At 37.5% G+C, this 18,724-nt stretch carries 17 protein-coding genes and 1 riboswitch; of the genes, 13 read left to right on the plus strand and 4 right to left on the minus strand.

Annotated elements, in window-relative coordinates; all coding sequences use genetic code 11:
* Positions 1-16 precede the first annotated feature (16 nt).
* From H280_RS0103430 to H280_RS0103450, 4 genes are all read left to right on the plus strand, one after another.
* Complete coding sequence (locus H280_RS0103430; protein WP_020059711.1) at positions 17-733, plus strand: LytR/AlgR family response regulator transcription factor; 717 nt, start codon at positions 17-19, stop codon at positions 731-733.
* A 123-nt stretch (positions 734-856) separates the two neighbouring features.
* Positions 857-2,932, plus strand: coding sequence for a carbon starvation CstA family protein (locus tag H280_RS0103435; protein WP_020059712.1), 2,076 nt, complete (start codon positions 857-859; stop codon positions 2,930-2,932).
* Entirely contained in the window at positions 2,925-3,128 is a 204-nt protein-coding gene (locus H280_RS0103440) for a YbdD/YjiX family protein (protein ID WP_020059713.1), read from the plus strand. Before H280_RS0103435 ends, H280_RS0103440 begins: the two co-directional genes overlap by 8 nt.
* A gap of 353 nt (positions 3,129-3,481) precedes the next feature.
* Entirely contained in the window at positions 3,482-4,522 is a 1,041-nt protein-coding gene (locus H280_RS0103450) for a GGDEF domain-containing protein (RefSeq protein ID WP_020059714.1), read from the plus strand.
* 34 nt (positions 4,523-4,556) lie between these two features.
* On the opposite strand, the gene pdxK is transcribed toward H280_RS0103450, so the two are convergent.
* The 3 genes from pdxK to H280_RS0103465 all read right to left on the minus strand — a co-directional run bounded on the left by pdxK (position 4,557) and on the right by H280_RS0103465 (position 8,188).
* Entirely contained in the window at positions 4,557-5,381 is an 825-nt protein-coding gene (gene pdxK, locus H280_RS0103455; RefSeq protein WP_020059715.1) for a pyridoxine/pyridoxal/pyridoxamine kinase, read from the minus strand.
* Between the two features lie 175 nt (positions 5,382-5,556).
* The gene (locus H280_RS0103460) at positions 5,557-6,798 is read right to left on the minus strand and encodes a chloride channel protein (protein WP_020059716.1); all 1,242 of its coding nucleotides are present in this window, start codon (positions 6,796-6,798) and stop codon (positions 5,557-5,559) included.
* Positions 6,799-7,816: 1,018 nt separating this feature from the next.
* Entirely contained in the window at positions 7,817-8,188 is a 372-nt protein-coding gene (locus H280_RS0103465; RefSeq protein WP_020059717.1) for a hypothetical protein, read from the minus strand.
* A gap of 185 nt (positions 8,189-8,373) precedes the next feature.
* Positions 8,374-8,477: riboswitch (SAM riboswitch) on the plus strand.
* A gap of 92 nt (positions 8,478-8,569) precedes the next feature.
* Here H280_RS0103465 and H280_RS0103470 point away from each other — a divergent pair.
* The 5 genes from H280_RS0103470 to thrB all read left to right on the plus strand — a co-directional run bounded on the left by H280_RS0103470 (position 8,570) and on the right by thrB (position 14,168).
* Positions 8,570-9,865, plus strand: a complete 1,296-nt coding sequence (locus tag H280_RS0103470; RefSeq protein WP_020059718.1) for a bifunctional O-acetylhomoserine aminocarboxypropyltransferase/cysteine synthase — start codon at positions 8,570-8,572, stop codon at positions 9,863-9,865.
* A complete protein-coding gene (gene metA, locus H280_RS0103475) occupies positions 9,846-10,751 on the plus strand; it encodes a homoserine O-acetyltransferase MetA (protein ID WP_020059719.1) in 906 nt (301 codons plus the stop codon). The genes H280_RS0103470 and metA overlap by 20 nt, the downstream gene beginning before the upstream one ends.
* Before the next feature lie 143 nt (positions 10,752-10,894).
* Complete coding sequence (locus tag H280_RS0103480; protein WP_020059720.1) at positions 10,895-12,190, plus strand: homoserine dehydrogenase; 1,296 nt, start codon at positions 10,895-10,897, stop codon at positions 12,188-12,190.
* Positions 12,190-13,248: a threonine synthase gene (gene thrC / locus H280_RS0103485; protein ID WP_020059721.1), complete on the plus strand. Its 1,059-nt coding sequence runs from the start codon at positions 12,190-12,192 to the stop codon at positions 13,246-13,248. The genes H280_RS0103480 and thrC overlap by 1 nt, the downstream gene beginning before the upstream one ends.
* Complete coding sequence (gene thrB, locus H280_RS0103490) at positions 13,245-14,168, plus strand: homoserine kinase (RefSeq protein ID WP_020059722.1); 924 nt, start codon at positions 13,245-13,247, stop codon at positions 14,166-14,168. The genes thrC and thrB overlap by 4 nt, the downstream gene beginning before the upstream one ends.
* Before the next feature lie 3 nt (positions 14,169-14,171).
* On the opposite strand, the gene H280_RS0103495 is transcribed toward thrB, so the two are convergent.
* The gene (locus H280_RS0103495) at positions 14,172-14,795 is read right to left on the minus strand and encodes a YczE/YyaS/YitT family protein (RefSeq protein WP_028411087.1); all 624 of its coding nucleotides are present in this window, start codon (positions 14,793-14,795) and stop codon (positions 14,172-14,174) included.
* Positions 14,796-14,923: 128 nt separating this feature from the next.
* On the opposite strand from H280_RS0103495, the gene H280_RS0103500 reads away from it, so the two are divergent.
* From H280_RS0103500 to H280_RS0103515, 4 genes are all read left to right on the plus strand, one after another.
* Entirely contained in the window at positions 14,924-15,901 is a 978-nt protein-coding gene (locus H280_RS0103500) for a LacI family DNA-binding transcriptional regulator (RefSeq protein ID WP_020059724.1), read from the plus strand.
* A gap of 109 nt (positions 15,902-16,010) precedes the next feature.
* Positions 16,011-16,820 carry an SGNH/GDSL hydrolase family protein gene (locus H280_RS0103505; RefSeq protein WP_020059725.1) on the plus strand — a complete coding sequence of 270 codons (810 nt, stop codon included), beginning with the start codon at positions 16,011-16,013 and terminating at the stop codon, positions 16,818-16,820.
* Complete coding sequence (locus tag H280_RS0103510; RefSeq protein ID WP_020059726.1) at positions 16,817-17,734, plus strand: ABC transporter ATP-binding protein; 918 nt, start codon at positions 16,817-16,819, stop codon at positions 17,732-17,734. Before H280_RS0103505 ends, H280_RS0103510 begins: the two co-directional genes overlap by 4 nt.
* Entirely contained in the window at positions 17,727-18,719 is a 993-nt protein-coding gene (locus H280_RS0103515; protein ID WP_020059727.1) for an ABC transporter permease, read from the plus strand. The genes H280_RS0103510 and H280_RS0103515 overlap by 8 nt, the downstream gene beginning before the upstream one ends.
* Positions 18,720-18,724: the final 5 nt, after the last annotated feature.

Genomic DNA, 18,724 nt, shown 5'->3' on the forward strand with positions numbered 1-18,724 from the left:
AGGTGGTTGGGCAGACATGAAGATTTTAATTGTAAATGAAAGAGAAGAAAATAGAGGTCAATTAATAGACTTTTTCACAGAACATGTAAATAATTTGGAATGCTTTGAAGCAAAAACGGGAATGGAATCACTGCAACTAGCGAAAAAGCATACGCCAGATTTTATTTTTCTAGATACATATTTACCAGACGGAACAGGATTTGAAATTGCAGGATTGCTGTGCCAATTAACATTAAGCACAAAATTTATATTTACAGGGAATGAGATAAAAGACGCTATTATATCATTTCGTTTCAATGCTTTCTATTATTTGTTGCAACCATTTGAGCAGGAAGATTTGCAATTTTTACTGCATAGTATTCAGCGAGAAAAAATAAAACAAAGAAAGAATCGATTGCAAAAGCTTCCAATTGAGAGTCATAAAGGAATTACATATATTTTTCCGGATGATATTGTATACATAAGCAAGAATAAAGAAAATAAAACCGTTTCTATTTATACAAATAATAATCAATATATTTCCACATATACATTACAAGAATTAGAAGGTAAACTAGCGGCATATGATTTTTTGCGTGTGCATAAAAGTTATCTTATTAATGTTATGTATGTAAGAGAATTAAAGCCTTATTATAATGGGACGTATAATTTATATTTAGAAAATTATGGTAATCAGTCAATTCCTGTTAGCCGAAATTATGTAAAACGACTCCGAAATAAAATTGAGTTGTAGCAGTTTGTGGCGGAATTTGGACATGTTACATTAGGAAACACTCATCATAAGGAATGTAGTTTCTAACTATTCTGAAAATTTAGTACAATTCCCTCTAAGATATAACATAGGAGGGGATTATGTTTGAAAGTATGGAAATCTATTTTACTTTGGGGTGTGATTGCGGCTTTAGGAGCAGCGGGATTTGCAGTGTTAGCATTATCTCGCGGTGAAACAATTAATGCGGTTTGGTTACTTGTTGCTGCTGTTTCTGTCTATGCTGTTGCGTATCGGTTTTATAGTAAATTTATTGCTAGAAAAGTTTTTGAATTGGATGACAATCGAAAAACACCAGCAGAGCTTTTAAATGATGGAAAAGATTATGTTCCGACCAATAAATGGGTCTTATTCGGACACCATTTCGCTGCAATCGCCGGAGCTGGTCCATTAGTCGGTCCTATTTTAGCTGCACAGATGGGATATTTACCAGGAACACTTTGGATTATTGTTGGCGTTGTGTTAGCCGGGGCTGTTCAAGACTTCATAATTTTGTTTGCATCTATGCGTCGCAATGGAAAATCGCTTGGTGAAATGATTAAAGCAGAGATTGGTCCTATAACAGGTTTTATTGCAATGATTGGTATTTTGGGCATTATGATTATTTTATTAGCGGTATTAGCTCTTGTTGTGGTAAAAGCGCTTGTAGGAAGTCCGTGGGGAATGTTTACAATTGCAGCAACCATTCCAATTGCTATTTTAATGGGTGTATATATGCGTTACATTCGTCCAGGTCGTGTTGGAGAAGGTTCAGTTATCGGCATTATTTTACTTCTTTTGTCAATTGTAGCAGGTCAATATGTAGCGGAAAATCCAGCGCTTGCGACTATGTTTACATTTAAAGGTGAAACAATTGCTATTATGCTAATTATTTATGGATTTATTGCTTCTGCATTACCTGTTTGGCTATTACTTGCACCGCGTGACTATTTAAGTACGTTTTTAAAAATCGGAACAATTGTTGGTTTAGCGCTCGGTATCATCATTGTTGCACCAGATTTACAAATGCCGGCAGTTTCAAAATTTATTGATGGAACAGGTCCAGTATTTGCGGGGAATTTATTTCCATTTTTATTTATTACAATTGCTTGCGGGGCTGTATCTGGTTTCCATGCGCTTGTTTCTTCTGGTACAACTCCAAAAATGATAGAGCGAGAAGGACATGCACAGCCAATTGGTTACGGTGCTATGCTGATGGAATCATTTGTTGCAGCAATGGCGATGATTGCAGCTTGTGTACTAACGCCAGGTATATATTTTGCAATAAATAGTCCGCCAGCAGTTATTGGAACGGATGTAACACAGGCAGCACAAGTAATTAGTTCTTGGGGATTTACTATAACGCCAAATGAATTGAAAGAGTTAGCTGCAAACGTTGGAGAACAAACAATATTATCTCGTACAGGCGGAGCACCGTCGTTTGCAATTGGGATGGCTCATATTTTTTCTCAAGTAATTGGCGGGAAAGCATTAATGGCATTTTGGTATCACTTTGCCATTTTATTTGAAGCTCTCTTTATCTTAACAACGATTGATGCAGGGACGCGTGTTGGTCGGTTTATGATTCAAGATATTTTAGGGCACGTTTATAAACCATTTGCAAAAACAGATTCAATACTTTCTAATATTGTTGCAACAACACTTTGCGTACTAGGATGGGGATATTTCTTATACCAAGGGGTAATTGATCCGCTTGGCGGTATTAATACATTATGGCCGCTCTTTGGAATTGCCAATCAAATGTTAGCTGGGATTGCATTGTTACTTGGAACGACTGTTTTGTTTAAAATGGGAAAAAAGGTATACGTCTGGGTGACGCTCGTTCCGACAACGTGGTTACTAATTGTTACGATGACAGCCGGCTATCAAAAGTTATTTCATGAAAATCCGAAAATTGGATTCCTGTCTCATGCAAAAGTGTTCCAAAATGCACTAGACAAAGGGAAACTATTAGCACCAGCAAAAAACGTAGGACAGATGAAACAAATTATTCTTAATGATTATATTGATGCAGCGCTTTGTGGAATTTTTATGCTTGTTGTAATCGCGGTATTGATATCGTCTATTAGAATATGGATACAAGTATTGAATAATAAAGCAACACCTTTAAAAGAAGCAGCGTATGTTCCACGTGATGAAAGCGAGGCACAGCATTATGCTTAAAACGGTAATTGGCATATGGAAATATCGAAAACAATTTATTAGTTTGCTTGTTGGTGTACCAAGTTATGAAAAGTATGTTGCACATATGAAACAACATCATCCAAATGAGCAAGTATTATCTCGAAAACAATTTTTTGCTGAAGCGCAAGAAGCAAGATTTAACGCAAAGGGCGGTAAAATTTCAAGATGTTGTTAGCGAGGTTATAGTGAAAAAGGAGCGAGATTTCGCTCTTTTTTTAAGTTTCACGTGAAACATCTATAGGAATCGATCTTAATTTTTCGACATATAGATTGCGGTTATGCAGAAGAGCCTACACTTGCTTTCTCCCTTTGTTTTACCTTGCATGTGGCAGGGAAGGGTGCTAATTGCTTCTATGAATGGCCAGATGCTCTCGCCCACCGAAAAGAATGGTTTTATGTCGCTTTTAAAATTTGGATTTATATAGAAAAAATGGTTGGGAGTTATAGAGATATAATATACAATGATAAGTAGGAAAGGGACAATTTTTTTGTAAAGTGTTAAGTTGTAGAAAGGCCAGGTATACGTTTATGCTAGACGATCTATTTATTAATACAACTATTATTCTTTCCTTTATTTTTGTTGGAGGTCAACTTTTAAAAAATATTTCATTAAAAGAGTCGTTACCATTTGAAGTAAAATGTTTTGTTGGGATTATAACGGGTGCTTTAGGTACTCTGCTTATAAAGTTTGGTATTCAAATTGAAGGTGTAATGTTAGATTTACGATATCTTGCGGTAATATTAGCTGCTATTATTGGTGGTCCTATTGCAAGTTTACTATGTGCTAGCATTCTTTTAATTGCACGTTCGGTATTTATAGATCATGCAACGGTTTCACCTGTAGGTGTTCTTTTACTAACGGGTATAGGGTGTGCCCTGATTTCAACATTTCGCATTCCTATGTTGAAAAAATGGGTATGGTTACATGTTTATTGCTTAACAATTTCATTGATTGCAATTTATTTTGTTTTCCAAGATGTTTTTGTATTAAACCTATACTTACTTATTAGCATCACGATAGGATATATTACTTTCTTAAGCGCACATTATGTTTTGCAATCAAACGAGTTGTTTCATGTAATGAAACAGCAAGCAACGATAGATGAATTAACAGGGCTCGGGAATGTTCGTAAGTTTGATACAGAATTGAATAGACATATTGAAGATAAGAAAAGCGATGAAAGGTCGCTCTGTTTATTGTTAGTAGATATTGATCATTTCAAGCATGTGAATGATAAGCATGGGCATCCAGCAGGTGATGAAGTTTTACAGCAAATAGGAGTAATTTTGAAGAATAGTTCTCCATTTCCGCATTTAGTGTTCCGAAAAGGTGGGGAAGAATTTGCTTTATTATTACCAAATTCAACATTACAGTTCGCTGTAGATATAGGGGAAAAAATTCGGACAGATGTAGAGAAACATGTGTTTCAATTGCAAAATAATAGTTGTATACATATCACGATTTCAGTAGGTACTTCCATTTATAAAGATTCACCACAAGAGTTTATTCAACTTGCAGATGATGCATTGTATTCTTCTAAACGAAATGGTAGAAATCGTGTCTCATAAAAAATAAAGTCGTCACTAATGACGACTTTATTTTTTATACAAGTTCTTTTCCAGCACCAAATCTACGATATGCACCGTGATGTGTTGGTCCTACATATTCATTTAATTTGAAAGAATGAAGAATCGCAGCTGTAATAAATTCTTTTGCTACCTGAACTGCTTCTTTTACAGATTTTCCTTTTGCTAGTTCTGCTGTAATTGCAGCAGCGTATGTACAACCTGCGCCGTGTGTATATGTTGTTTCAATTTTCTCGGATTCTAAAATGTCAAATGTTTCTCCATCGTATAATAAATCAATTGCTTTTTCTGTTCCTAGCTTGCTGCCGCCTTTAATCAGTACGTATTTTGCCCCTAAAGCATGGATTTTTTCAGCAGCTTGCTTCATATCTTCAAGCGAGTTAATTTTGACACCGCTTAGTTGATACGCTTCAAATAAGTTTGGTGTTACAATTAAAGCTTTTGGAACAAGTTTGTCACGTAGGCAGTCATTTGTTTCTGGATGAAGTGCTTCATCTGCCCCCTTACACACCATAACTGGGTCTATTACTACGTTTTGTAGATTATGCTTCTCAATTGTTTCAGCAACAAGCTCAATAATTTCAACAGAACCAAGCATACCTGTTTTTAATGCATCAACGCCAACGCCCTCAATTGTTGTTTCTAATTGTGGTTTTAATGTAGACGCTGGAATTGGGAACACATTATGTGCCCAACCGTTATGTGGGTCCATCGTTACGATTGTTGTAAGAGCTGTCATACCGTATACACCAAGCTCTTGGAATGTTTTTAAGTCTGCTTGCATCCCAGCGCCGCCGCTTGTATCCGATCCAGCAATTGTAAGTGCTTTATTTAATGACATTGTGAAAGCCCCCTCGGGTAATAGAATGAATGTTACATTTTTAATTATTATATCAATGATATGAGGAAGTACAAAGCGAAAAAAGAAAGTAGTTCAATATGTTCTACTTAACAAAACAAGCAGTACTAACGCTTTTATAGCGGGAGTACTGCTTGTTCACTTTCTTATTTCATTTTTATACCATTTTCGCTTGTTCCTGCCCACTATGATTAGGAAGAGGGAATAGATTACCTATCATTGCAGCTCCAATCATGGGTAACAATAAATTAATTGGGAAGAACATAAGTAATAATAATGTAATAGCGAGCGGTTTTCGTACTGCGTAGCTTGAAATGGCTGTAGTGACAATGGCTACACAAGCAACTGGATCTAATGGGATGACAGTAGCCACAGCATATCCAATACTTGCACCAGCAAATACAATTGGGAAAATATGTCCGCCACGCCAACCTGTACTTAAACAAACTGCCGTTACACATAACTTCAAAACTCCTGAAAGAATCAGCATCCAAAATGATAATTCTGTCCACTCATGGACTAAGTCTTTTAATTGATGTTCTCCTGAAAACATTGTATAAGGCAGTAAAGTTCCTGTAATTCCTAAAAGAATGCCGCCTATAACTCCTAACGTTACTTTATATTCTTGAAAAGGATGAACGATTTTTTCTAGTATATGTTCTACCTTGAAATAAAAATAGCCTACACCAGCTCCTATACAAATTAAAGGTAAGAAGGCAAGACATTCATGGAGTGAGAAAGACCCTTTCCCAAAATCAACAATAAAAGATCCTCGATTATCAAACTTACTAAGCAATAAATAAACAGAAAAACCAGCAAAAGTAGTAGCAAGATATACAATGGTTTTTTTTGCTCTGGAAATCTCGTCAATTGGTTTATTCTCATTTTCACTTGGAGCTAAATAACCGAATAATGGTGCATTAAAAATAACACTTAAAGTAGCACCAATTCCAATTTCAGTTAATCCCTTCATGCCTTTTAAAGCGAAATGGAAACGATCTCCAACCCATGTACAAAGTCCACCGATAATTCCAACAAGTGCTGCTTCTGGCCCTAAACTTGCACCAAATATTAAAACAATAATAGCTGTTAATGTAGATTTATGTACAAAACTATACTCAATTCTACCTGTTTTCTTATATTCACCCATTACCTCTGGCATTAAACGCGGGCATGTACCAAAGTACTTTTGCGATAGTCCGACAAGAATACCACCAATTGTTGTTACAAAAATTGTGTAATACGGTGGTAATGAAAACTCTTTCGGTAAATATCCCCAAATAAACTGAATTCCAGCATTTGTGGTAACTAAAAATAACCAGACTGTAGCACCAACTATAGCACCTAGAAACATACCATACATGATAAGTAAAGAATGCATGCCTCTTCTAATCGTCATTTTTTATGCCTCCTTTATGTTATATGGTGTCATGACAAATTTAGAGATTCTGATACGAGAATAATTATGCTTATATATAAATCCAATTTATTTGTTTTACATATAGATTGCTACTATGAAAAAAGGAACCTGCACTTGTTTGCTCTTTTTGGTTTTCGCTGCGCATGTGGCAGAAATAGGATCTGACCGATTCTATGCATGGCCAGATGCTCTCGCCCACCGAAAAAGAAAAGGGTTTTTATGTTAGTTTTTCAATTTGCAGATATATATATTATGCCTGCTCTTTTTACCATTTTTCACAAAAAACTTACTGAAGAGTAATTTATATAAAAGATGGAGAATTACCTATAGTGTTTAATATTAAATGGTTTATATGAATTTTATTTGAAATTCATATAAAAAATGTGTAGGAGCGCAGCAATATAGCTATTAAGTTAAGTTTTTAATCCCCATAAAGAAAAAATATCACTTTATAATAAGTGATGTGGAAACATTTGTATAAGTAGCGTTGTGAAAAATATCATTTTCATGGTTACCATAATGAATGAAATATATAAATACAAATTGAAAAAATGACATAAAAACCAATTTTTTAGGAGAGGAAACGAGAGTAACTGGCGATGCATAGAGGTGATCAGTTCCTTTTCCTGCCACGTGCAAAGTTTAAAACAAAGATAGACAGCAAGTAGCGGTCATGTTTTGTTCTGCATAGCAGCGACTTAGATGTTAAAAAGTCAATTTGGATTTATATATAACTCTTTCATTTTACATAGTAAGTAATGTTTTTTAAATGTATTTTTTATTTTAAAATAGAACATTTCCTGTATTTTTTCAAATTCAAATCCTTATTTCATTCTATTCATATAATAAATTCGTGTGTATATGCTATTTGTGTATCTGGAAAGTGGTAGGTGATAAAACCTCATTTCACGGTTTAGAGAGAAGTAAAAAAGATAAGCGGAGCAGGTTTTCTATCAGTGAGGGATGAGGCATCCCTCACTGATGGAGGTTTCATTTATTATTGCCGAATAATCCCTTGAAAAGATCCTTCCAACACTTTTTTCCCATTTTGATTAAAGCATTGTGCCTTTGAAACAGCGACGATTCGATCGTCTTGTTTTTCATGATGAATCAGTGTGACTTCACATCGAACTGTATCTCCGGTAAAGACTGGGCGTAAGAAAGTAAGTTCTACATCTCTTGCGATAAAATTTAAATCGCCGCCAATTTTCGTAGGTAATGTTGCGACGAGTAATCCTTGTACCATTACGCGTCCATGTTCATCTGGAACAACATGATGTTCACCGGCATCACCGGAAATTTTACTAAATAGCTCTACATCTTCCCTTGTAAATGATTTTTCAAAAGTTAACATTTCCCCGACCTTCATGTATGTATCGCCTCCTATTGGTTTATGAATGAGTTGTCATTCATACTTTAGATTTTACAGAATATTCTTTATTCAGTAAAGGTCGGTAGTGGAAATAATAAGGAACAATAAAATATTTTGAGAACATTCAGAAAATATATTGACATGAGCAAATAATTTCTATAGAATCATCGGTAATTGCATATGTCTTATCAAGAATAGGTGGAGGGAACGGGCCCTATGAAACCTTGGCAACAGCCGTAAATCGGAATTGTGCTAAATCCTGCAGGTATTTCCTGAAAGATAAGAAAGGCTACATGGCGAGCGTTTGTCTAAACTGCTTCTTTCTTATTTAGGGAAGAAGCAGTTTTTTATTTTTTATAAAAGAAAGGAGATTGAGAAATGGGAGATTCATGGGGGAAAGGAACGATTTGTGTGCAAGGTGGCTATACGCCGAAAAATGGTGAGCCGCGTGTTTTGCCGCTTTATCAAAGCACGACGTATAAATACGATACTTCTGATGATTTAGCAGCCCTCTTTAATTTGGAGGCAGAAGGATATATTTATACGCGTATTGGAAACCCAACGCTTGCGGCTTTTGAGCAAAAGCTCACAGAGTTAGAAGGCGGAGTTGGTGCGGTTGCAACGGCCTCAGGGCAAGCTGCAATTATGCTGGCGATATTAAATATTTGTGGCAGCGGCGATCACTTGCTTTGCTCATCAACGGTATACGGCGGTACATTTAATTTATTTGCAGTTAGTCTGAAGAAGCTTGGGATTGAGGTCACGTTTTTTCATCCAAACTTATCTGCTGATGAAATTGTTGCCCTTGCAAATGAGAAAACAAAACTTGTGTATGCGGAATCGCTTGGGAATCCAGCGATGAATGTACTGAATTTTAAAGAGCTTTCTGATGTGGCAAAAGAGCTTGGAGTACCGTTTATTGTGGATAATACATTAGCGACGCCGTATTTATGTCATGCGTTTGAACATGGTGCAAACATTGTTGTTCACTCTACAACGAAATATATCGATGGTCATGCAAGTTCGCTAGGCGGCATTGTAATTGATGGAGGGAATTTCGAGTGGAGTAAATTTCCTGAATTTGTTGAATCAGATCCAAGCTATCATGGTGTGAGTTATGTGAAAAAGTTCGGGCAAGCGGCATATATTGTGAAGGCTCGTGTACAGTTATTAAGAGACTATGGAAATTGTATGAGCCCATTCAATGCGTACATGAGCAATATTGGCTTAGAAACGTTACACCTTCGCATGGAGCGTCATAGCAAAAATGCACTAGCCGTTGCACAGTGGTTATCGCAGCATGAACGAGTTGAGTGGGTCAATTATCCTGGACTTCAAAGTAATGAAAATTATGCATTGGCACAAAAATATTTACCGAAAGGTGCGAGCGGTGTTTTAACATTTGGAATAAAGGGCGGTCTTGAACCTGCTAAACAGTTTATTGGAAATGTGAAGCTTGCCACGTTGGTGACGCATGTTGCAGATGCAAGAACTTGTGTCATTCATCCTGCAAGCACAACGCATCGTCAGCTTACAGAAGAGCAGCAGTGTTTGGCAGGTGTAACGCCTGATTTAATTCGGTTATCGGTTGGTATTGAAGATGCGAAGGATATTATTGCTGACTTAGGGGCAGCACTTTCTGGAGGAAAACAGTATGCCGATCATCATTGCTAAAGATTTACCAGCTCGTAAAGTATTGCAAAATGAAAATATTTTTGTGATGACGAAAGAACGAGCAGAAACGCAAGATATTCGTGCTTTGAAGATTGCTATTTTAAACTTAATGCCAACAAAACAAGAAACAGAAACGCAGTTGCTTCGTTTAATTGGAAATACACCGCTTCAGCTCGATATCCATTTACTTCATATGGAGTCCCATACAGCAAAAAATGTAACGCAGGAGCATTTAACAAGCTTTTATAAAACATTTCGTGATATTGAAGGAGAAAAATTTGACGGACTTATCATTACTGGTGCTCCGGTTGAAACAATTCCTTTTGAAGAGATAGATTATTGGGAAGAACTGAAGCGAATTATGGAGTATTCGAATGCACATGTCACATCAACGCTTCATATTTGCTGGGGGGCGCAGGCTGGATTGTATTATCACTACGGAGTTCCCAAATATCCGCTTGAACAAAAGATGTTTGGGGTATTTGAGCATGAAGTGCAGCAGGAACATGTAAAATTATTACGCGGTTTTGATGAAATATTTTTTGCACCGCATTCTCGTCATACAGAAGTCCGTGCATCTGATATTCAACGCGTACGGGAGCTTGATCTGTTAGCGACTTCTGAATGCGCCGGTGTTCATCTTGTTATGAATAAAGATGGAAAGCATATCTTTGTTCTTGGTCATAGTGAATACAGCTGTGAGACGTTAAAGCAAGAATACGAGCGCGATCAGCAAAGAGGATTGGATATTCCTATTCCCAAAAATTATTTTAAGCATGACAATCCTTTAGAAAATCCAGTAGTAAAGTGGCGTAGTCATGGAAATTTACTATTCTCAAATTGGTTGAATTACTATGTGTATCAGGAAACTCCTTATATTTTGTAAAGGAAGTTGAGCATAACATGTGGTAACGTTTTCTTTGTAAAGAATGGCCTTTATTATTCAGAATGTTCTAAATATATTGTTTTCAGTGATTTTACCTTATATAATGGCACCTAAATACAATTTTTAGAGGGGTGGACAGTACTATGAACGAAATTCAAGTTGGCTTATTAGGTCTCGGAACTGTAGGAAGTGGTGTGGTGCGCGTTATTGAAGATCATCAAGATCGTTTAGCACACCAAATTGGTTGTCCTGTCAAAGTAGCAAAAGTATTAGTACAAAACTTAGAAAAAGAACGTGAGGTCCAAGTAACCCCTACATTATTAACGAAAAATCCAGATGAAATTATAGATAATCCAGATGTTGATGTTGTAATTGAAGTGATGGGCGGTATAGAAGACGCAAAAGCATATATTTTACAATCGCTTCAAAACGGTAAGCACGTAGTTACAGCGAATAAAGATTTAATGGCACTTCACGGTGCAGAACTTCTTACTGTAGCAAAAGAAAATCAAGCGGATTTGTTTTATGAAGCGAGTGTAGCAGGTGGTATTCCGATTCTACGAAGCATTGTAGAAGGTCTTTCTTCTGATCGGATTACGAAAATGATGGGTATTGTGAACGGAACAACTAACTTTATTTTGACAAAAATGTCTGACGAAGGGAGAGCATATGACGACGTGTTAAATGAAGCACAGCAGCTTGGATTTGCAGAAGCAGATCCAACATCAGATGTTGAAGGTTTAGATGCGGCCCGAAAGATGACAATCTTAGCAACACTTGGATTTTCTACAAATGTAGAACTTCATGATGTGAATGTAAAAGGAATTACATCTATTACAGAGGAAGACATTGCATATAGTAAGAGTCTTGGCTATACAATTAAGTTAATCGGTGTAGCGAAGCGTGATGGTGAAAAATTAGAGGTAACAGTAGAACCAACATTGTTACCAAATACACATCCGCTTGCGGCTGTTCAAAACGAATATAATGCAGTATATGTATATGGCGAAGCGGTAGGAGAAACAATGTTTTACGGACCAGGTGCGGGAAGTTTGCCAACAGCAACAGCTGTTGTATCTGATTTAGTTGCGGTTATGAAAAATGTACGCCTTGGTGTAACAGGAAATAGTGCAGTAACGCCGCAATATGAGAAAGTATTAAAAGCAGAAGACGAAATTTATGTGAAGAAGTTTCTACGCCTTCATGTGAAGGATAAAGTAGGTGTGTTTGCAAAAATTACATCGTTATTTTCAGAACGTGGCGTAAGCTTTGAAAAGATTATTCAAATGCCATTACAAAAGAAAGGAGCAGCAGAAATCGTTATTGTTACACACCGCGCATCTCTTGCAGATTATACATACATTCTCGAAACACTAGAGACGTATGAAGAAGTAGATTGTGTGAAAGCAAACTACCGTATTGAAGGAGATGCTCGCTAATGTGGAACGGAATACTTGCTGCTTTTAAAAAATACTTACCGATTACTGAGCAAACGCCGTTACTTTCACTATCAGAAGGAAATACACCGCTCATTTTATTAGAAAATCTTTCAGAAAAATGGGGTGTTTCTGTTTATGCGAAAGTAGAAGGTGCAAATCCGACTGGTTCTTTTAAAGATCGCGGGATGGTTATGGCTGTAGCAAAGGCAAAGGAAACTGGCAGCAAAACGGTTATTTGTGCTTCAACAGGAAATACATCTGCGTCGGCAGCTGCTTATGCAGCGCGCGCAGGTTTATCTTGCATTGTTATGATTCCAAATGGAAAAATCGCCTATGGCAAGTTAGCGCAGGCGGTCATGTACGGAGCTGAAATTATTAGTATTGATGGGAACTTTGACCATGCTTTGCAAATGGTACGAAAGCTTAGCGATTCATCGCCAATTACGCTTGTGAATTCAGTGAATCCATATCGTATTGAAGGGCAAAAAACAGCAGCATTTGAAGTTTGTGATGCACTTGGAAAAGCGCCTGATATTTTAGCCATTCCAGTTGGAAATGCGGGGAATATTACAGCGTATTGGAAAGGCTTTAAGGAGTATAACGAAAAGCACGGCACAGGTTTACCAGAGATGCACGGTTTTGAAGCGGAAGGGTCGGCGGCGATTGTGCGCGGATATAAAATTGAGGAACCGGAGACAGTTGCGACTGCAATACGTATCGGGAACCCCGCAAGCTGGGATAAAGCCGTCGCTGCTGCTCATGATTCAAATGGGAAAATCGATGAGGTAACAGATGCAGAAATTATTAGGGCATATGAATGGCTTGCTAAGTATGAAGGGATTTTTGCGGAGCCTGCTTCTTGTGCATCTCTTGCTGGTATTTACAAGCAAGTACAAACAGGAGAAATAGCAAAAGGAAGCAGAATCGCCGCTGTTTTAACAGGAAACGGTTTAAAGGACCCTAACATTGCGATTGATACAAAAAACATTCAGCCAATTGTGTTGCCAAATGATGTAAAGGTTGTGTTTGAACATATTCAAGGAGCTGTCCTTCGATGAAGGCGGCTCCTATGTTTACAATTCGTGTGCCGGCTAGTACAGCAAATCTTGGACCGGGCTTTGATTCAATAGGTCTTGCGGTAAGTAAATATTTAACGGTAGATGTATTTTCGCATTCTATTTGGGAGTGCACGGCGAAAACAACAGTTCTTCAAGGGATTCCAAAAGATGAGAAGAATTTACTCATTCAGACAGCGCGCATGACAGCTACTCGTTACAATAAGGAGCTTCCTTATTGTCATCTTCATCTAGACAGTGATATTCCATTAGCGCGCGGACTCGGAAGCAGTGCATCGGCAATTATTGCGGGAATTGAACTGGCTAATCAGCTGTGCGAACTACATCTATCTAGAAGAGAGAAGCTGTTGATCGCAACGGAAATGGAAGGTCATATTGATAACGTTGGAGCAGCGTTATATGGCGGCCTTATGATAGGAACATATGATGGAAAAGATATTTCCTTTTTGTCACAACCTATTCATGATATAGAACTTGTCGTGGTTATTCCTTCATATGAACTAAAAACAGTTCATTCGAGGGACGTGCTTCCGAGTACGTTACAATATATGGACAGCATTCGCGGTAGCGGTGTTGCCAATGTACTTGTCGCGGCTTTATGTAAGGAGGACTGGGTACTTGCGGGTGAAATGATGAAACAGGATATGTTTCATGAACCATACCGGAAAGAGCTCGTACCAGAACTACAAAAGCTTCAAAAATTAGAACATGAACATGTATACGGTGTTTCTTTAAGCGGCGCCGGGCCAACTGTACTTTGCTATGTGAAAAAAGGAAGTGCTGAAGAAGTAAAGATATGTCTGCAATCGCTTTTCAGCCATTGCACGGTAGAAACGCTTCAAGTTGTAAACGAAGGGGTTCATGTTATATATGAACAACAAAAGCCCATTGAAAGTATATAACCTTCAATGGGCTTCTTTCATGCGACAACTTTGTAATGCTTTTGTACCAACTTGGATAAATGTTTGAATAAGCCAGCCAGTTGTAAAAGAGAGAATAATGGTGCCGAAATAAATAGGACCATTTAGCATGAAACTAGCAGTTAGAAATAAACAAGCTAGAGAAATTTCAGTTTTTTGAAAGGACCATTTTGTTTTTTCTGAGATTGTTAATACAAATGCTTCTTGCGGTGCCGTCCCAAGTTGTGATGAAACATAGATACCAATACCAGCGCCGACAGATACATTTCCGCATATGAGTGTTATATACTTTGGAAGAGATCGAATGCCATCCATTATAACTGTAATTGAGCCAATCATATCAACAAAGACAGAGATTAACACCATCGTCACGATTGTCCCAATTGTAATACGCTTTCGATTCATACACAGTACGATAAGAGTAAAAATCAAATTAATAATAAACATCCAAGAGCCGATGCTTAAACCAAAGTTTTGATATAAGGCAATGAAAAGGGAATCATACGGGCTAAGGCCAAATGAAGTGATGGTTGTCATCATATTGATTCCGAGAGAAAGTAACAGTAATCCACCTATGAAAAAGATATGTTCTAATTTTAATGGCATAATAAAACACCAATCCTTCCTTATTTCTTCTGCTAGCACAGGATATAATGTGGAAAGCTTACCAGGTCAAGGGGGATATTTCTAAATTTTTTTTGGATGCGGTATTATGTAGGAAGAAGGGGGCTTGTTTAATGTCAAATATTAAAAAAATCGCAGAAATGGCAGGGGTTTCGATTTCTACTGTTTCTCGCGTTTTAAACAATCATCCGTACGTAAATGAACAAAAACGAAAAGAGATATTAGCCATTATTGAAAAGTTAAATTACACGCAAAATTCGAATGCGATTCATTTAGTACGAGGAAAAACAAATGTGATTGGTGTGCTTCTCCCCTTTGTAAATAATCAGTATTACAGCGCCATTATAGAAGGTATTTCAAGAGAGGCTGCAAAACATAATTACAATATGATGCTCTGTCAAACGGGTTATAACGCTGATAAAGAGGTAGAAGTTTTAAGTATGTTAAAGATGAAAAAATTGGACGGGGTTATTATATGTTCGAAAATAAATGCTTGTGAGGAGATTGAAAAGTATGCAACATTTGGCCCGGTTGTAACGTGCGAAGATACGATATCTAATACAATTTCTAGTATTCATATTGATCACTACAAAACGTTTGCTTTGGGGATGGAATATTTAATAGAAAAGGGCCATACACAAATCGGTTACTGTATTGGACGAAGTGATAGTTTTAATAGTCAAAATCGAAAAAGGGCTTACGCAGATGCTTTATCATCTATTCATGTTACGATGCGAGAAGAGTGGAAATTTGTAGACTGCTTCACGATAGAGGATGGACATCGTATTGTTCAGTCACTACTTCATATGAAAGAGCGTCCAACAGCTCTTCTTGTATCTTGTAATCATATTGCAGCTGGGATTGTAACAGCCGCTCAAAAAAGCGGTCTTTTGATTCCGGAGGATCTCACAATTATTGGGTGCGATGATCAGCAGGTTGCAGAAATATTAGATATTACAACCATTGCTCATTCAAGTGTGGAAGTTGGTGCAGGTGCATTTACCATTTTGCACGACCAAATTATGAATAAGGAAGCAGAAGTAAAACGAATGGAGTTATTTGCGAAGTTAACGGAAAGACTGACAACATGAACGAAAAGCACAATCTTAATTAAAATGATTGTGCTTTTTTATAAGAGGAGGAAAATCGCTTTTCAAATTTCTGTTTGGTATAATATGGTCAATCTATAAGGGGGATAGCGTGAGAACGAAATTTGTGAAAGGTATTTTATTTGCTGCACTAGCGTCTTTTTGTTTATTGGCATACGGTTTTATTACTAGTGTGAGTGATGTTCTAAATCCGAAAACTTCTAAGCTAGCTCCTACCGTGCAAAAAGAAGCAAAAGGGAAACAACAAAAGGAAACATTGCAAGTAGTGAGTTTAGGTGATTCGTTAACACGCGGTGTTGGAGATAAAGAAGGTATTGGATACATTGGACGGATGAAGAATGAACTGCAAACAAAATACAAACAAAAGGTAGCGCTCACAAATTTGGCGGTGAGCGGTGCGAAAATGCCAGATTTATTAAAACAAATGGAAAGCAGCGGTACCGGGTATGCAATTAGGCAAGCTGATGTGCTTGTTTTGACAATTGGCGGAAATGATTTATTTCCAGGATGGGAATCACTTGGAAATCTTGATTTAACGACATATCGTCCAGATACTGCAACATTTCAAGCTAACGCAAAGAAAATTTTGGAACAACTGAGAAGTTTAAATCCAAACAGTCCGATTTTTTGGATTGGCTTGTACAATCCATTTGAAGATGTAGAAGAGTTAAAAGGCTCGTCTCCAATTGTTGTCGATTGGAATGGATCATTAGAAAAGCTTGCACTTAGTTATTCAAACGTATACGTTGTTCCAACTTTCGATATGTTCCAAAATCGTGGCAAGGATTTATTATATTCGGATCACTTCCACCCGAATGAAACCGGTTATACATTGATAGCAGATCGTTTATTACAAAACGTTGTTAGTCAGTTAGAACTAGCTGGAGGTGGGAAAAAATGACGACAGTTCTATCTGTCCGGAATTTAAAGAAGGTTATTAAGAAAAAAACGCTCGTTGAAGATGTATCATTTGATATACAGCAAGGAGAAGTATTTGGATTTTTAGGTCCAAACGGAGCAGGGAAGACAACGACGATTCGGATGCTTGTTGGTCTCATTGCAGCAACAGAGGGAAGCATTTCGATTGGTGGGTATGACATAAAAGAAAATTTTCGCAGTGCGATGCGGCAAATTGGCAGCATTGTTGAAACCCCTGAATTGTATACATATTTAACGGGATTTGAAAATTTAAAGCAATTTGCTCGTATGCTAGGTGGAATTTCCGATGAGCGGATTATGGAAATTACTAAAATGGTCCATCTTGATGAACGTATTCACGATAAAGTGAGAACATACTCACTTGGGATGAAGCAACGCCTTGGGATTGCGCAAGCTCTTCTTGGCAGCCCCAAACTTCTTATATTAGATGAACCGACAAATGGCCTCGACCCAGCTGGTATTCGAGAACTTCGTGAATTTGTACATACACTTGTGAAAAAAGAAAACATGAGCGTATTCATTTCTAGTCATTTATTAAGTGAAGTACAAATGATTTGTGACCGCGTCGCAATTATTAATAAAGGAAAAGTAATTACGGTCGCAAGAGTTGAAGAGTTAGTGAAACAAGCAAGCGACCGCATGGAGTGGGTTGTGACGCCGCTAGATAAAGCAAGAGCGTTGCTTGAAGAGTCGGGTGAAGTGACAGAACTTGTCGTAGAAGAAGGACGACTATTATGCCGCATGAGTCAAGAGCGAGTAAGTTTTTATAATAAGCAGTTAGTTGAGCACGCTGTAGATGTTCATAGTGTTAAACAAATTGTATTTACATTGGAAGAGCTATTTATGGAACTGACAAAGGGGGAGCAACATGCGTGAATTTGCGAACCTCGTCTATAATGAGGCAGAGAAAATATATCGAAAGAAACGTATTGTAGTAGTCATGCTCATTTTGGCAATTTTAATTCCGATTTTTGTTTATGCACAGTACCGAGAAGTGCAAACGACCGTAAAGCGTCTTGGTACGAACGATTGGAAGGTGTCACTGCAGCAGCAAATTGTTGATTCACAAAACCGTTTAAATAATTCGCGTTTGCCTGAAGAATGGAAAGCGTGGTTAAAGGTAAAAGTGCAGCAACAACAATATTATTTAGACCATAATATTAATCCGAGTGCGCCGGGCGCACCGACATTTGTACGTATGTTTATTGAACAAGGAATTACGCTATTTATTCCGCTTCTTATTATGATTGTAGCAATTGATATTGTCTCGGGAGAACGGAGCGATGGAACGATGAAAATGCTCCTTACGCGACCGATTCGGCGTTGGAAAATTCTTTTAAGTAAATATGTAACGATGGTATTGTTTATTTCACTCATTTTGTTGCTTGTCCTAGTTCTTTCTTATGTGTTTTCAGGCATTGTATTTGGTTATGCTGGATGGAATTTGCCGGTGCTGACAGGTTTTGTAACCGAGAAAGATACGTTAAATACAAGTTTTGTTCATCTTATTCCGCAGTGGCAATACATTGTTATGGCTTACGGGCTTGCTTGGTTTGTAGCACTTGTTGTTGGTACCATCTCATTTATGGTTTCCGTACTGATTCGCAATACACCAGCTGGTATGGGAATTATGCTGGCAGCGTTAATTGCTGGAGGTATCTTAAATAATTTCGCCACGTCCTGGGAAGGTGCAAAATATATTTTTAGTGTTAATTTATCATTAACGGATTATTTATCAGGACAGTTACCAGCGTTGCAAGGATTATCGATGAGTTTTTCATTACTCAATCTCACGATATGGGCAGTTGTATCGCTCGTGATCGCTTTTGCAGTATTTACAAAACAAGACATGGTGAATTAATACGA

It is taken from the genome of Bacillus sp. 123MFChir2, from assembly GCF_000383235.1.
Lineage (GTDB): Bacteria > Bacillota > Bacilli > Bacillales > Bacillaceae_G > Bacillus_A.

Excerpts from the sequence above, each read along its gene's own strand:
- H280_RS0103430 (WP_020059711.1), top strand. The coding sequence starts at position 17 with ATGAAGATTTTAATTGTAAATGAAAGAGAAGAAAATAGAGGTCAATTA.
- H280_RS0103440 (WP_020059713.1), top strand. The coding sequence starts at position 2,925 with ATGCTTAAAACGGTAATTGGCATATGGAAATATCGAAAACAATTTATT.
- H280_RS0103450 (WP_020059714.1), top strand. The coding sequence starts at position 3,482 with ATGCTAGACGATCTATTTATTAATACAACTATTATTCTTTCCTTTATT.
- pdxK (WP_020059715.1), bottom strand. The coding sequence starts at position 5,381 with ATGTCATTAAATAAAGCACTTACAATTGCTGGATCGGATACAAGCGGC.
- H280_RS0103460 (WP_020059716.1), bottom strand. The coding sequence starts at position 6,798 with ATGACGATTAGAAGAGGCATGCATTCTTTACTTATCATGTATGGTATG.
- H280_RS0103465 (WP_020059717.1), bottom strand. The coding sequence starts at position 8,188 with ATGAAGGTCGGGGAAATGTTAACTTTTGAAAAATCATTTACAAGGGAA.
- H280_RS0103470 (WP_020059718.1), top strand. The coding sequence starts at position 8,570 with ATGGGAGATTCATGGGGGAAAGGAACGATTTGTGTGCAAGGTGGCTAT.
- metA (WP_020059719.1), top strand. The coding sequence starts at position 9,846 with ATGCCGATCATCATTGCTAAAGATTTACCAGCTCGTAAAGTATTGCAA.
- H280_RS0103480 (WP_020059720.1), top strand. The coding sequence starts at position 10,895 with ATGAACGAAATTCAAGTTGGCTTATTAGGTCTCGGAACTGTAGGAAGT.
- thrC (WP_020059721.1), top strand. The coding sequence starts at position 12,190 with ATGTGGAACGGAATACTTGCTGCTTTTAAAAAATACTTACCGATTACT.
- thrB (WP_020059722.1), top strand. The coding sequence starts at position 13,245 with ATGAAGGCGGCTCCTATGTTTACAATTCGTGTGCCGGCTAGTACAGCA.
- H280_RS0103500 (WP_020059724.1), top strand. The coding sequence starts at position 14,924 with ATGTCAAATATTAAAAAAATCGCAGAAATGGCAGGGGTTTCGATTTCT.
- H280_RS0103510 (WP_020059726.1), top strand. The coding sequence starts at position 16,817 with ATGACGACAGTTCTATCTGTCCGGAATTTAAAGAAGGTTATTAAGAAA.
- H280_RS0103515 (WP_020059727.1), top strand. The coding sequence starts at position 17,727 with ATGCGTGAATTTGCGAACCTCGTCTATAATGAGGCAGAGAAAATATAT.